This is a genomic window from Azospirillum sp. FG154 (assembly GCF_057809575.1).
In genome coordinates this window covers 1-13065 of record NZ_JBMDKF010000038.1, presented here as the reverse complement: position 1 = coordinate 13065, position 13065 = coordinate 1, and the positions used below count along the sequence as shown (strand labels likewise).

At 66.7% G+C, this 13065-nt stretch carries 12 protein-coding genes; 4 read left to right on the top strand and 8 right to left on the bottom strand.

Annotation, left to right across the window (positions count from 1 at the left end):
• Position 1: 1 nt before the first annotated feature.
• Entirely contained in the window at positions 2-892 is an 891-nt protein-coding gene (locus ACODS4_RS26450; protein ID WP_488868655.1) for an AraC family transcriptional regulator, read from the bottom strand.
• A 170-nt stretch (positions 893-1062) separates the two neighbouring features.
• On the opposite strand from ACODS4_RS26450, the gene ACODS4_RS26445 reads away from it, so the two are divergent.
• Positions 1063-2115: a hypothetical protein gene (locus ACODS4_RS26445; RefSeq protein ID WP_488868654.1), complete on the top strand. Its 1053-nt coding sequence runs from the start codon at positions 1063-1065 to the stop codon at positions 2113-2115.
• 248 nt (positions 2116-2363) lie between these two features.
• Here the strand turns inward: ACODS4_RS26445 and ACODS4_RS26440 are convergent, their stop codons facing one another.
• The 4 genes from ACODS4_RS26440 to ACODS4_RS26425 form a co-directional block, all read right to left on the bottom strand.
• Entirely contained in the window at positions 2364-3371 is a 1008-nt protein-coding gene (locus ACODS4_RS26440; protein WP_488868653.1) for an ABC transporter substrate-binding protein, read from the bottom strand.
• A gap of 72 nt (positions 3372-3443) precedes the next feature.
• A complete protein-coding gene (locus ACODS4_RS26435) occupies positions 3444-4553 on the bottom strand; it encodes an ABC transporter permease (protein ID WP_488868652.1) in 1110 nt (369 codons plus the stop codon).
• Complete coding sequence (locus ACODS4_RS26430) at positions 4550-5437, bottom strand: ABC transporter permease (RefSeq protein ID WP_488868651.1); 888 nt, start codon at positions 5435-5437, stop codon at positions 4550-4552. The genes ACODS4_RS26435 and ACODS4_RS26430 overlap by 4 nt, the downstream gene beginning before the upstream one ends.
• Positions 5427-6263, bottom strand: a complete 837-nt coding sequence (locus ACODS4_RS26425; RefSeq protein WP_488868672.1) for an ABC transporter ATP-binding protein — start codon at positions 6261-6263, stop codon at positions 5427-5429. Before ACODS4_RS26425 ends, ACODS4_RS26430 begins: the two co-directional genes overlap by 11 nt.
• Positions 6264-6629: 366 nt before the next feature.
• On the opposite strand from ACODS4_RS26425, the gene ACODS4_RS26420 reads away from it, so the two are divergent.
• Positions 6630-6881 (top strand): antitoxin, encoded by a 252-nt coding sequence (locus tag ACODS4_RS26420; RefSeq protein WP_488868650.1) that lies wholly within the window; start codon positions 6630-6632, stop codon positions 6879-6881.
• Positions 6881-7279, top strand: coding sequence for a type II toxin-antitoxin system VapC family toxin (locus ACODS4_RS26415; protein ID WP_488868649.1), 399 nt, complete (start codon positions 6881-6883; stop codon positions 7277-7279). The genes ACODS4_RS26420 and ACODS4_RS26415 overlap by 1 nt, the downstream gene beginning before the upstream one ends.
• A gap of 21 nt (positions 7280-7300) precedes the next feature.
• Here the strand turns inward: ACODS4_RS26415 and ACODS4_RS26410 are convergent, their stop codons facing one another.
• The 3 genes from ACODS4_RS26410 to ACODS4_RS26400 are packed head-to-tail and all read right to left on the bottom strand — an operon-like array spanning position 7301 to position 12246.
• Complete coding sequence (locus tag ACODS4_RS26410; protein WP_488868648.1) at positions 7301-8455, bottom strand: ABC transporter permease; 1155 nt, start codon at positions 8453-8455, stop codon at positions 7301-7303.
• A gap of 3 nt (positions 8456-8458) precedes the next feature.
• Complete coding sequence (gene rbbA, locus ACODS4_RS26405; protein WP_488868647.1) at positions 8459-11236, bottom strand: ribosome-associated ATPase/putative transporter RbbA; 2778 nt, start codon at positions 11234-11236, stop codon at positions 8459-8461.
• The gene (locus ACODS4_RS26400; RefSeq protein WP_488868646.1) at positions 11233-12246 is read right to left on the bottom strand and encodes an HlyD family secretion protein; all 1014 of its coding nucleotides are present in this window, start codon (positions 12244-12246) and stop codon (positions 11233-11235) included. The genes rbbA and ACODS4_RS26400 overlap by 4 nt, the downstream gene beginning before the upstream one ends.
• Positions 12247-12616: 370 nt before the next feature.
• On the opposite strand from ACODS4_RS26400, the gene ACODS4_RS26395 reads away from it, so the two are divergent.
• Complete coding sequence (locus ACODS4_RS26395; protein ID WP_488868645.1) at positions 12617-12892, top strand: BufA1 family periplasmic bufferin-type metallophore; 276 nt, start codon at positions 12617-12619, stop codon at positions 12890-12892.
• Positions 12893-13065 lie beyond the last annotated feature (173 nt).

The window sequence follows — 13065 nt, the reverse complement described above, 5'->3', positions numbered from 1 at the left end:
GTCACCCGGCCAGGGGCAGAAAGATGTCCGTCACGGCCTCATGCTCGGGAATGTCGGGGAAGAAGCCGACGCGCTGGAGATAGGGCGGAAAATCCCGCAACTCCTCGCCGCTGTCCGGCAACCAGTCGTGATAGAGGCGCAGCAGGGCGTCGCGCAATCCATCGTCGGATCCGACATGGCGCAGAACCGCGCAACGCCCGCCGGGGATCCGTCCGGCGCGAATCCCGGCCTCGTTCGGTTCCACCGCGCGGTCGGTGGCGACGCACAAATCCAGGCGGTAATCCTCGTGCGGCGTCTGCTCCGGGTCGTTGTGCAGAATGTTGTAGGTCGCGTGCAGGCGTGGCGGCAGCCCCATCGCCTTCCGCCACGCGATGAAGCGGCGCACCGATTCACCGATCAGGGCGGGATCGCCCCGATGCTCCAGGATCGCCACCGGAATGTCCGGGATGGTGACGATGGCGATGGGCGGCGGGGCGTCGGGCATCGAAAACCTCCTTGTCATGGAAAGGGTCATGGACAGGGGGCGGTAGACCGCGTGCCACGCCTGCCAATCGGGTTGGGCGCGAAAGGCGCTGGGCGATTGGCCAAAACGGCTTTTGAAGGCGCGGGAAAAGGCTTCCGGCCCGTCATAACCGCTGTCGAGCGCGATGGTCAGAATCGGATCGTCGCGAAAGGCCAACCGCTGCGAGGCGCGTTTGAAGCGAACGAGCTGGACATAGCGGTGGACGCCAAGACCGAACAGCGCGGCGAACTGCCGGTGAAAATGATGCTTGGAAAAGGCGGCGACGCCGCTCAACGCCTCGACGCTCAGATCGCCGTCGAGATTTTGCTCAATGTGGCGCAACACCCGGTCAAAACGGGCGCGGTAACGATGGGCGGCGGCGGTTGGCACGGGCGCTGTCTCCTGACGATTGGCGCAGAGTAGCGGGCGCCGCCGCCCCGCGCCTGACCGAAAATGCTGACCTCGCCCGCCGCGTCGCCGGGTTGCCAAAGCGGGCCTGTTTGGCCGGTTGGGGGAAGCGGCGTGGCCGTGCTAAGCTCCGCGCCATACAAGGAGCATGCATGTCGTCTGATCGAGTGATGACGCTGGGCGCGTGGACACGCCCGGCGGATATGCCGGACAATCTCGCCGCCGAGGTTGCCGGATGGGCCAATGTGACGCGAAGCCCCAGCGGGGGCGGTTTCTATTCGCATCCGGGCGACCCGTGGCGGGAGCCGGGCGAAGGCTGCCTGCGCGCCGCCGACGTCTGGAATTTGGTGGTCGAGGGGGAAAGCGCGCCGCGCTTCGCCACCGATTTGCCCTTGCCGCCACGCAACAATTGGGCGGTGGCCCGTTGGTCGGCGGGTGTGTGGATCCTGCTGGCCAGCGGCCATGTCGAAGCCCGCTTGGTGCGCGAACAGCGCAAGGACCGGGCCGAACGTCTGGTCGCCTCGCGCCGTTGGACCCGCAGCGATCTGGAATTGATCCAGGCGCTGCTGGGAACCGACGCGATGGCCCGCGCGGCGCTGCTGGCCGGTGATCCGGGGCGGGAACGCTCGCTGAAATCCCTGGTGACTCTGCGTCTGGCCCTGGTGGTCGAGGCCGAGGACGCCGAAACCCCCGACGCCGCCCGCCGCATCCTGCGCGGCGGCGCCGACGCGGCGGTGTGGCTGGACGAGGATGGCCGGGCCGTCGCCTCCGACGTGCTGTCTTGGCAGGTCAAGCGGCACGCGCGGGCGGAAAACCGTCAGGGCCGCCACGCCGAGGAACGCGAACGCGGCGAGGATCTGAAGCAATCCATCGCCACGGCGGTGCGCAACGTCTTCCCCGGCATGCCCGCCGAGGTCGCGGCCTCCGCCGCCGCCCGTCTGGCCCCCAGCGTCGCCAAGCTGGGCCGCCGTCCCGGAACGCAAAACATCGTCGACGCGGTGGTCGAAATCCGGTTGGAGCGGTGGCGTCAGGCCATCGCCAGCGATCCCGAGGTGGAAACCCGCCTGCTGGCCATGCAGGCGCGCGGGGCGAATGGCCGGGTGCGCAAGCGTTTCCGCGACCAGCGCGCCGCCGAACGGGTCGAAACGGAGATCCGCGACTGGCGCGGCGATCTGGAGCCGGTGACGTCCCGCCGTTTCGGCTGAGCGCTGAAGGCAACCTGCGGATGATTGGGGAAGCCTCGATCTCCGCAGGTTGGCTCCCCTGAGAGTCCAGCGTAGCCGCCATCATGCGAAAACTCGTTGTCTTCGACAACGCCCTCTTACGCACAGGCGAAAGTGGGACGAAAATCGCTTGTCCATAATGGACGCTCTGAACGGCTCTGGCATGACCTCAAAAGGCGTTCCGGCCCGTCCCCCCGCGCAAGGTTGGACGGGCCGGAGCGCTCCGCTTTTTACAACTTCGCCGCCGCGTCGAACACGACGTGGCTGTAGGCGCCTTCCGGCTTCTTGGTGATGACCGGGGCCGAGGCGCCGGACATCAGGATCGACACGGTGCGGTCGAAATCCGCCGGGTCAAGATAGCCCGTTCCCTTCTTGCCGCCCGCGATCAGCTTGGCGACTTCCTGCATCATCGTCGCCTGATGTTCCTTGGTTTGGGCGCCGGTGGTGTCGGCGTTCAGCACGATGTCCACGGCTTCGGCCTGATTCTTGGCGGCGTATTCCCAGCCCTTGGCCGACGCCTTGACGAATTTCGCCAGCTTTTCCACCATCTTCGGGTCGGAAAGCTGCTTGTCGGTGGTGTAAAGCCCGTCTTCCAGGGTCGCCACGCCCTGGTCCTGATATTTGAAGACCACCAGCTCTTCCGGCTTCATCCCGGATTCGATCAACTGCCAATATTCGTTGTAGGTCATGGTCGAGATGCAGGCCGCCTGCTTTTGCAGCAGAGGATCGACGTTGAAGCCCTGCTTCAGCACCTTCACGTCCGGCGAAGAGCCGGAGGTGGACAGGCCAAGCTTGCTCATCCAGGACAGGAACGGATACTCGTTGCCTGAGAACCAGACGCCCAGCGTGTTGCCCTTGAAATCCTTCGGATCGTTGATCTTGGCGTCCTTGCGGCAGGTCAGCATCATGCCCGACGTCTGGTAGAACTGGGCGATGTTGACCAGCGGCACGCCCTTTTCACGGGTCGCCAGCGCCGACGGCATCCAATCGACGATCACGTCGGCCCCGCCAGCAGCGATGATCTGCGTCGGGTTGATGTCGGGACCGCCGGCCTTGATCGTCACGTCCAGCCCGGCGTCCTTGTAGAAGCCCTTTTCCGCCGCGACGTAATATCCGGCGAACTGGGCCTGCGTGACCCATTTCAGTTGCAGGGTCAGCTTTTCAGCGGCCGAGGCGGCGGCGGAGAAGCCGGTCAGCGCGGTGGCGGCGAGCAGCAGGGCGGATGCAAGGGTCTTCATCGCGAATGGTCCTCGGCTGTTGGGGGGGGCTGTTGATTGGGTGGCTGGACGGGCGGTGGTCCGTGGGATGGATCAACGCTTGCGGAAAGACGGGTGCCAGGCGGTGACGCGGCGCTCCGCCAGGGCGAGCGCGCCGTAGAGGGCGGATCCGGTGAGGGCGGCGACGGTGATCGACGCCCACACCACATCCAGATTCATCCGGGCCACCTGGGTCGAGATGCGAAACCCCATCCCAACCACCGGCGTTCCGAAGAATTCCGCGACGATGGCCCCGATCAGGGCCAAGGTCGAATTGATTTTCAACCCGTTGAACAGGAAGGGCAAGGCGCAGGGCAAACGCAGCAGCAGCAAGCTGCGCCAATAGCCCGCGCCATAGGACCGCATCAGGTCCAACTGGATGCGCTCGGCGCTCCCCAAACCGGCCAGCGTGTTGATGAGCATGGGGAAAAAGGTCATGACCACGATGACCGCCGCCTTCGATTGCCAATCGAAGCCGAACCACATCACCATGATCGGCGCGATCCCCACCACCGGAATGGCGCTGGCCAGATTGCCCAAAGGCAGCAGGCCGCGCGCCAGAAAGGGCGCGCGGTCGGCGAGAATCGCCACGGCGAATCCGGCCCCGCAGCCCAACAGATAGCCGCGCAGGACGGAGGTCAGCACGGTTTGACCGAAATCGTCCCACAGATCGGCGGCGTTGGCGGCGATGGCGGCGGCGATGGCGCTGGGCGGCGGCAGCAGAATGGCAGGAACCTGAAAGCCGCGCGTCAGAATCTCCCACAAAAACAGGATGGCCAGCCCGAACAGCGCCGGGCAGGCGTGGCGCGCCGGTCCCGTCGCCTCGGCCAACAGGCGCAGCACGCGGCCCAGCAGCAGGGTCGCGCCGAGCAGCAGCAGCCACAGCCCGACGTCGGGCCGCAGCCCGCGCGCCAGCAGCAGCAAGGGCGCGGCGTATCCGGCGGCGACGCCGACCAGCAGCAGCGCCGCTTCCGACCGCTCGCCCACCACGACTCGGCGCAGCAGCAGGCTCCCTACCAAGAGGACGAACGCGGCCAGAGCCAGCGGGCTTTGCGGCAGATACAGCGTTTGCCCGTCCAGCACCGCCAGGGGGAACAGCGGGGCCAGCAGCGCGACCAACGGCCAAGGGGCCATCGGGAGCTTTTCGGTTTGCAAACGGCTCATCGACCACCTCCCCGTCGTCCGCCGTCAGGCCCGGAACGGACCAGCGCCCGTTCAGCCAAGCCGACCACCGCCACCAGCGTGACGCCCAGCAGGGCCGCCATCACCAGCGCGCTCCAGATTTGCACGGTCTGGCCGTAATAGGATCCCGACAGCAGCCGCGCGCCCAACCCCGCCTGCCCGCCGGTCGGCAACTCGCCGACGATGGCGCCGACGACGCTGGCGGCGACCGCCACCTTCAAGCTGGTGAACAGGAAGGGCAGCGAGGCCGGAAGGCGCAGCAGACGGAAGGTCTGGGCGTTCCCCGCGCTGTAGGTGCGCATCAGATCCAGCGTCAGCGGATCGGCGGAGCGCAGCCCCTTGACCATGCCGATGGTGATCGGGAAAAAGCACAGATACATGCTGATGATCGCCTTGGGCAGCAGGCCGGTGAAGCCCAGATTGCCCAGAATGACGACGATCATCGGGGCGATGGCCAAAATCGGAATGGTTTGCGAGGCGATGACCCAGGGCAACAGGCTGGCCTCCAGCGTGCGCACCTGGACGATGCCGACCGCCAACCCCACCCCCAAAAGGACGCCCAACGCGAAGCCGGTCAGCGCCGACCCGGCGGTGACGCCGGTGTGATACAGCAGGTTGCGGATGTGGGTGACGGGGGTTCCGGTCAGGGATTGGAACAGATCGACGGCGACTTGATCGGGGGTGGGCAGGATCGGGCGCTTCATGGCGAAGGTCTGCCGGATCAGATCGCCGGTTCCCCAATCGGCCCCGGCGCGGGTCAGCGCCTCGGCGGCCTGCGGGCTGTTCAACCAAACCGCCCCGGCGTACCACAGGACGACAATGGCCAGACTCATCACGGCGACGGGGAGGATGCGCTCAATCGTCATAGGAATGCCCCTCCATCAGCCCTTCGCGGACCCGGTGGGCGATGCGCTGGAATTCCGGCGACTCGCGGATGTCGAGCGTGCGCTCCGGCGGCAGATCGCGGGCGCAGTCGATGACGTCGAGGATGCGGCCTGGGCGCGGACTCATCACCACGATGCGGGTGGACAGAAACACCGCTTCGGCGATGGAATGGGTGACGAAAACGCAGGTCTTGCGCGTCCGCCGCCACAATTGGGTCAGTTGCAGATTCAGATGGTCGCGGGTGATCTCGTCCAGCGCGCCGAACGGCTCGTCCATCAGCAGCAGGTCGGGGTTGAAGGCCAGCGCGCGGGCGATGGACACCCGCTGCTGCATGCCGCCCGAAAGCTGCCAGGGAAATTTCCGCTCGAACCCGGCCAGCCCGACCCGCTCCAACTGCTCCCGCGCGCGGATCTGCCGTTCGGCGCGGGGCGTTCCCATGATCTCCAGCGGCAGGGTGACGTTGCGCTCCACCGTCCGCCACGGGTAAAGCGCCGGAGCCTGGAACACATAGCCGTAGGCGCGCTTCAGCCGCGCCTGTTCCGGCGTCATCCCGTTGACCAGCACGTCGCCGGAGCTGGGCTGCTCCAGATCGGCGATGACCCGCATCAACGTGGTCTTGCCGCAACCGCTGGGACCGATCAGCGAGATGAAATCGCCCTGGGCGATGGACAGGCTGACGTCGCTCAGCGCGTAGACCGGGTGGTCGGCGGCCTGATAGGTCAGGGTCAAATGGCGAATGTCGACGATGGTCCGGCCCGGCTCTCCCCCTGGTTCAACAAGCGGCGCGGGCGGCGGAGCGGCGGCCATGGAAGCGGTGTGGGTGGCTGTGTGGGCGGCTGGCACGGGCGTGGCGTCCTCGCGTTGGCGTCTCTCACCCGATCCAGCAGCAAAAGGCGGGCCAGATTGGTGGGATGGCTGAACAGTCCGAATACCCTCATTCTTTCAGACGTTGGAAAACCTGTCCAGAGAGACAAAATTTGACGGTGTGGACAGCGTTTTCCGGCGGTGTCGGCGATGGGCGGCGCAGACAGGCGAATGGCTAAAGAGTGGGCAGGAGATGACCGAATGGCGATGAATTGAGCATGCTCACGACCCGGCGCGAAAAGAGGCGTCTGGTTGATCGGCGGCGCGCTTTGGCATATACAGGAAGCATATGCACAGGAGCGCCGAACCATGCCGCACCCCGCCGCGCCGCGCCCGAAAGAAGCCCGCCTGTTCCGCAACAACCGCAGCCAAGCCGTGCGCATCCCGGTGGAGTTCGAGTTGCCGGGCGAGTCGGTGCTCATCAGCCGCGACGGTGATCGGCTGATTCTGGAACCCATTCGCAAAAAAGGACTTCTGGCGCTGCTGGACGGCTGGGATCCGCTGGACGAAGAGCTTCCGGCCATTGACGACCCGCCGATTCCGCCGAGGGATGTTTTTTGATGCGCTACCTGCTCGACACCAACGTCATGAGCGACCTCGTCAAAAATCCGGCGGGCAAGGTGACGGACCACATACGCCGGGTTGGCGAGGACGCCGTGTGCACCAGCATCGTGGTGGCGGGAGAGTTGCGCTACGGCGCCGCGAAAAAAGGCTCGGCCAAACTGACCCGGCGGGTGGAGGATCTGTTGGCCGACGTCGCCGTGTTGCCGCTCGACGCGCCGACCAACGTCGATTACGGCGACATCCGCGCCGCGCTGGAGGCGGCGGGCCAACCGATTGGCGGCAACGACCTGTTGATCGCCGCCCACGCCCGCGCGCTTGGCCTCACGCTGGTGACGGCGAACGAGCGGGAGTTTCGCCGCGTCCAGGGGCTTGTCGTGGAAAACTGGCTGGAGTGACGCCGATCCGGCGCCCCCACGCTACCGCAAACTCGCCAGATGGCTGCGGAAGCGGGCGAGGCTCCAGATGAAGAACAGCGCGCCGATCCCTGCCGTGGCGGCGAAGCGCGGCCACACCACGTCGAACCCGGCCCCACGGAACAGGATGGCTTGGGCGAAGGCGACGAAATGGGTGGAGGGGATGAGCTGCATCGCCGTTTGCAGCCACTCCGGTTCGCTTTCCAACGGGGTGAAGCCGCCCGACAGCATGTTCATGGGCAGCACGATCAGGATGAACAGCAACCCCAGTTGCGGCATCGACCGCGCCACCGTGCCCAGAAAGATCCCCAACGCCGTCGCGAAGAACAGGTAAAGCGCGGTTCCCGCCAGAAACAGCGGGACCGATCCGGCCAGCGGCACGCCCAGCAAAGCACGCAACACGGCGAACAGGGAGAAGATCGTCAGCGCCAGAATGACCGCGCCGTTGGCCAGCACCTTCGCCGTCATGATTTCCGCCGGGCGCACCGGCATGACCAGCAGATGTTCCAGCGTGCCATGCTCGCGCTCGCGGATCAGGGCGGCCCCGGCCAGCAGAACCGCCAGCATGGTGATGTTGCTGACCACCGACATGGTCCCGGTGAACCACGCGGTGTCCAGCGCCTCGTTGTAGGCGACGCGGACTTGCAGGGAAATCGGCGCGGCGGCGGCGGGGGCCTCGTGGCGGACGAAGCGCCCGACCTCGTCGTCCAGAATGCCCTGGATGGTCCCGGCCCCAATGCCCGCCTGCATCATCGCGGTGGCGTCGATCAACAATTGCGCCGTCGGGCTGCGCCCGGCCAGCGCGTCGGACTGAAAGTCCGGCGGAATGTCGAGCACGAAGGTGAAGCGCGCCGCCGCCATGCCCGGATCAACCTCGGCGTGGCCGATCAAGGTCGGGGTCTGGAACTCCGGCCCATGAAAGCTGGAGATCAAGCGTTGCGACAGGGCCGAGCGGTCCTCGTCCACGATGGCGATGGCGGCGTTGCGCAGCTCGTGGGAAATGCCGGTGGCTTGGCTGTAGACCGACAGGCTGAAGGAATAGATGACGAACCCCAGCATGAAGCCGTCGCGCAGCAGGCTGATCCACTCCTTGCGCGCCAGGGTCAGGCTGTTGCGGACAAAGCGCCAGGCGGAGGAGGATTCGGGGAGCAGGGCCATGGCTCAACGCTCCTGCTTGGGAAGGAAGATGACGCCCAGCGCCAGCAGCGCCGGGACAAACACGGCGATGGCGGCGACGAAGGGCAGCAGTTCGACAAAGCCCAACCCCTTGGTGAAGGCGCCGACCGACAGTTTCAGGAAATGGGTGGTCGGAAACAGCGTGCCAATCAACCACGCCCCGCCCTGCAAGGTTGAGACGGGTTGCAGCAGCCCGGAAAATTGGGTGGCGGGCATCATCGTCGCGATGGCGGTGCCGAACACGGCGGCGGTCTGGGTCGAGGTGAAGACCGAAATCAGCAGCCCGAACGCCGTGGTGGCGCAAACATACACCAACCCGCCCAGAATCAACCCGGCAAGGCTGCCCTTCACCGGCACGCCGAACAAACCCACCGCCATGACGATCATCACCAGCAGATTGAAGGCGGCCAAGCCGATGTAGGGAAGCTGTTTGCCGACCAAAAACTCCAGCCGCGTCACCGGGGTGACGTACAGGTTGGTGATGGATCCCAACTCCTTCTCGCGCACCACGCCCAGCGCGGCCAGAATCGCCGGGATGAAAATCAGCAGCAGGCCGATGATGCCCGGAACCATGGCGTCCAAACTGCGGAAGGCTTGGTTGTAGCGGTAACGCATGGCGAGTTGGGCGGTGGCGGCGGGCAAGGCGATGCCGGACTCCCGCGCCTTGTCCTCAATGAAGCGCTGGTGCAGCCCGGCGATGTAGCCCTGGATGGTTTCGGCGCGGAAGGGCATGGCGCCGTCGATGCGGATCGCCAGCTCCGGGGCCGTTCCATGCCGCAGATCGCGCCCGAACCCGGCGGGAATCTCGATGGTCAACGCCGCCTCGCCTCGTTGCAAGCGCAAGGCGAGGTCGGTCGGATCGCTGGCCGGGGGCGTGGCGACGAAGCTGCGCGAGCCTTCAAACTGTTCGATGTAGGCGCGGCTTTCCGGCGTGCGGTCGCCGTCGAGCACGGCGAAGCGCAGATTCTCCACATCCATGGTGATGCCGAAGCCAAAGACCAGCATCAACAGCACGGTGCCGAGCAGCGCCACCGTCAGCCGCACCGGGTCGCGCCGCAGCTCCAACATTTCCCGCCACGCATAGGCCAGCAACCGCCGCCGCGCCGCCCCGCCCTGTCGATGGGGCGCGGCGGCTTCGGCCCTGGTTTCGTTGGGGGCCAGAACGGCGGCGGTTGGCGCGTCTTGCACCGCGTCTTTCTGGGCCTGCCGCATGAAGCCGATGAAGGCGTCGTCCAGCGTCGCCGCCCCCTGCTGGGCGCGCAGTTCCTCCGGCGGTCCGGCGGCGATGACGCGCCCGGCGTTCATGAAGGCGACGCGATCACAGCGCGCCGCCTCGTTCATGAAATGGGTGGAGATGAAGATCGTCACCCCCTGGTCGCGCGACAGGGCGATCAAGTCGCGCCAAAATTGATCGCGCGCCACCGGATCGACGCCCGAGGTCGGCTCGTCCAGAATCAGGATTTCCGGCTCGTGCAGAATGGCGACGGCCAGCGACAGACGTTGCCGCACGCCCAGCGGCAATTGCTCGGCCACCGCGTCGCGGTAGGGGGGCAGCCCGAAACGCTCGACCAAGGCGTCGATGCGCGGGGCGAAGTCCGCCAAATTGAACAGGCGGGCGTGCAGAACCAAATTCTGCTGAACCGTCAATTCGCCATAAAGCGAGAAGGCTTGCGCCATGTAGCCGACGCGCCGCCGGGTCGCCAGATCGCCCGCGTCCACCGCCGCGCCGAACAGCTTGGCCTCGCCCGCGCTGGCCGGAAGCAGCCCGGTCAGCATCTTCATCGTCGTCGTCTTGCCGCAGCCGTTGGAGCCGAGAAAGCCGAAAATCTCGCCGCGCCCAATGCGGAAGCTGACGCCGTCCACCGCCGTGAAATCGCCAAAGCTCCGGGTCAGGCCGCGCGCCTCGATGGCCGGTTCGGCGCCGTCCCCATCCGCCGGGCGGGGCGGCACGATGAGTTTTTCATGGTCGCGCCGCGCCTCTTCCGGCAACAGGGCGATGAAGACCTCCTCCAACTCGGCGGCCTTATGGCGGGTTTTCAGGGCGGCGGGCGCGTCGTCGGCCAGCAGGCGGCCCGCGTTCATCATCATCACCCGGTCGAACCGCTCCGCCTCGTCCATGTAGGAGGTGGCGACCAGAACGGTCATGCCGGGGCGCCCGGCGCGGATGCGGTCGATCAAATCCCAGAATTGGCGGCGCGACAGCGGATCGACGCCGGTCGTCGGCTCGTCCAAAATCAACAGGTCGGGGTCGTGCAGCAGGGCGCAGCACAGCCCGAGCTTTTGCTTCATGCCGCCCGACAGCTTGCCCGCCGGACGGTCGGGAAAGGGGGCCAGCCCGGTGGCGTCGAGCAGATCCTGAATGCGTTTCTGCCGCTGCGCCGCGTTCAACCCGAACAGCCGCCCGAAAAACTGCAAATTCTCGGCGACGCTGAGATCGGCGTAGAGGTTGCGGCCCAGCCCCTGCGGCATGTAGGCGATGCGCGGTTGCAAGGCGGCGCGCCCGCGCCGGTCGCGCAGATCGACGCCGAGAACCGCGAAATCGCCCTCCTGCGCCCGCTTGGCGGTGGCGATCAAGCCGAGCAGGGTCGATTTTCCCACCCCGTCCGGGCCAATCAGGGCGACGCTCACCCCCGCTGGAATCGTCAGCCCCACATCGTCCAGCGCCTGAGTTTCGCCATAGCGGTGGCGGACGCCCGAAAGCTGGACGGCGGGCGCCGGGCTGTTGAGCGCGAGGCTGTCAGGCGCGGGGCTGGGCGCGCTCACGATCCGGCTCCGGCCACCCCCGTCCCCGCTTTGGTCAGGCGCGATTCCAACCAATCCGGCCAAGCGGCGGCGGGGGCAAGTTTGACATAGGCCACGCCGGTCAGGCCAGTCTTCACCTGCTCGACATGCTGGGCGACCAGCGCGTCGGGCACGCGGGCCTTGACGCGGAACATCATGCGGTCGCGTTCGGTGCGGGTTTCCACCTGCTTCGGGGTGAATTGCGCGCGCGGGGCCACGAAGGTGACGCTGGCGGGAACCGCCAGACCGGGCAGCGCGTCCAGCAGGATCCGCGCGTCGGCCCCCAGCGCCAGCGTTCCGGCGCGGTCGGTCGGCAGGAAGAAGGTCATGTAGACGTTGCTCAGATCCAGCAACGTCACCGCCTTGCCGCCCGCCGCCAACACCTCGCCCGGTTCGGCCAGCCGGTAGAGCACACGGCTTTTGCGCGGGGCCTTCAGCACCCCGTCGGCGACCAGATCGCGCAGCCGGTCGGCGTCGGCGGTCGCCGCCGCGATGGCCTCCTGCGCGCTGGCCCGGTGGCTGGTGGCGGCGGCCAACGCCGCCTCGGCGGTGCGGCGCTGGTTGCGCGCTTGATCGACCCGCTGTTCGGAGACATGGCCCTTGCCGAACAGCACCAGCGCGCGTTCCATCTCCTTGGCGGCGAAATCGGCCTCGCTGGTCCGTTGGGCGATCAACGCGACAGCCTCGTCGCGGGCCTGCTGCGACTGGCGTTTCAGCGCCTCGGCGGCGCGGAGTTGCGCCTCCAAATCGCGGGTGTCGAGGGTGGCGACGACGGTCCCGGCCTCGATCAGGTCGCCCTCCTCCACCGGGATGGTCAGGACGCGGGCGGCGTATTTGGTGGCGACGTCAATCTCGCTCGCCTCGATCCGGCCATTGCCGGAGGCGAAACCATCGGGCAGCCGTTGCCCCTGCATGGCCCGATAGCCGTAAAGACCGGCGGCGGCGAGCAGCGCCAGCGCCCCCGCCAAAAGGACGACGCGTTTCAGGTTCATGCCCCAAACTCCTTGCCCCCAACGCCTTGCGAACGCGCGACGTCGGCGCTTTTCTTACGCGTTTTGGACCGCGACCCGGCCCGGCGACGCGGACGCTTCACCGCGCCAGTCTACGCCGACGCCGGGCGCGCAGCGGCGCGGATGGCGCGCGGCTGCCATGACAACCACCCCGCGTCCCGATTGATCCGTATCATTGCCGGGAGAAGCGTGGAAGAGACGGCACACCCGTCATGCGCCGATCACGCGCACGTGATCGAATCGTGATCGCCATTCCCAGCGGCTATCAAATTCATAGCCCCCCTGCATTTCACAAGAGCGCTGGAAGCTGCGACAGTCCGTCCATCGAAACAGCCCACCGAGGAACGCCACCATGACCACCCAGACCAAGACCAAGCTCGCCAGCCTGATCGCCGCCACCGCCATCACCGCCGCTCTGGCGGGCGTCACCATGGGCACGGCCCAGGCCGCCGACGAAAAGGAAAAGTGCTACGGCATCTCGAAGGCCGGGATGAATGATTGCCAGACCCCGACCTCGTCCTGCGCCGGCACCTCGAAGAAGGACGGCGAAGGCCACGCCTTCCTCGTCGTTCCCAAGGGCACCTGCGGCAAGCTGGTCGGCGCCAGCCTGACCCCGAAGGCGGGCTGACCACCCAAAGAAGAAGCCCTTCTCCCCTTGCGGGAGAAGGGTTGGGATGAGGGGTGCGGTCCGGTCGGACAGACCGGAAAGCTTGCTTTCCCCCTCACCCCAACCCCTCTCCCGCAGGGGGCTACGGCATTCACACATCTTTTTCTTGCTGCAATCAATTGAAATGAAATGGA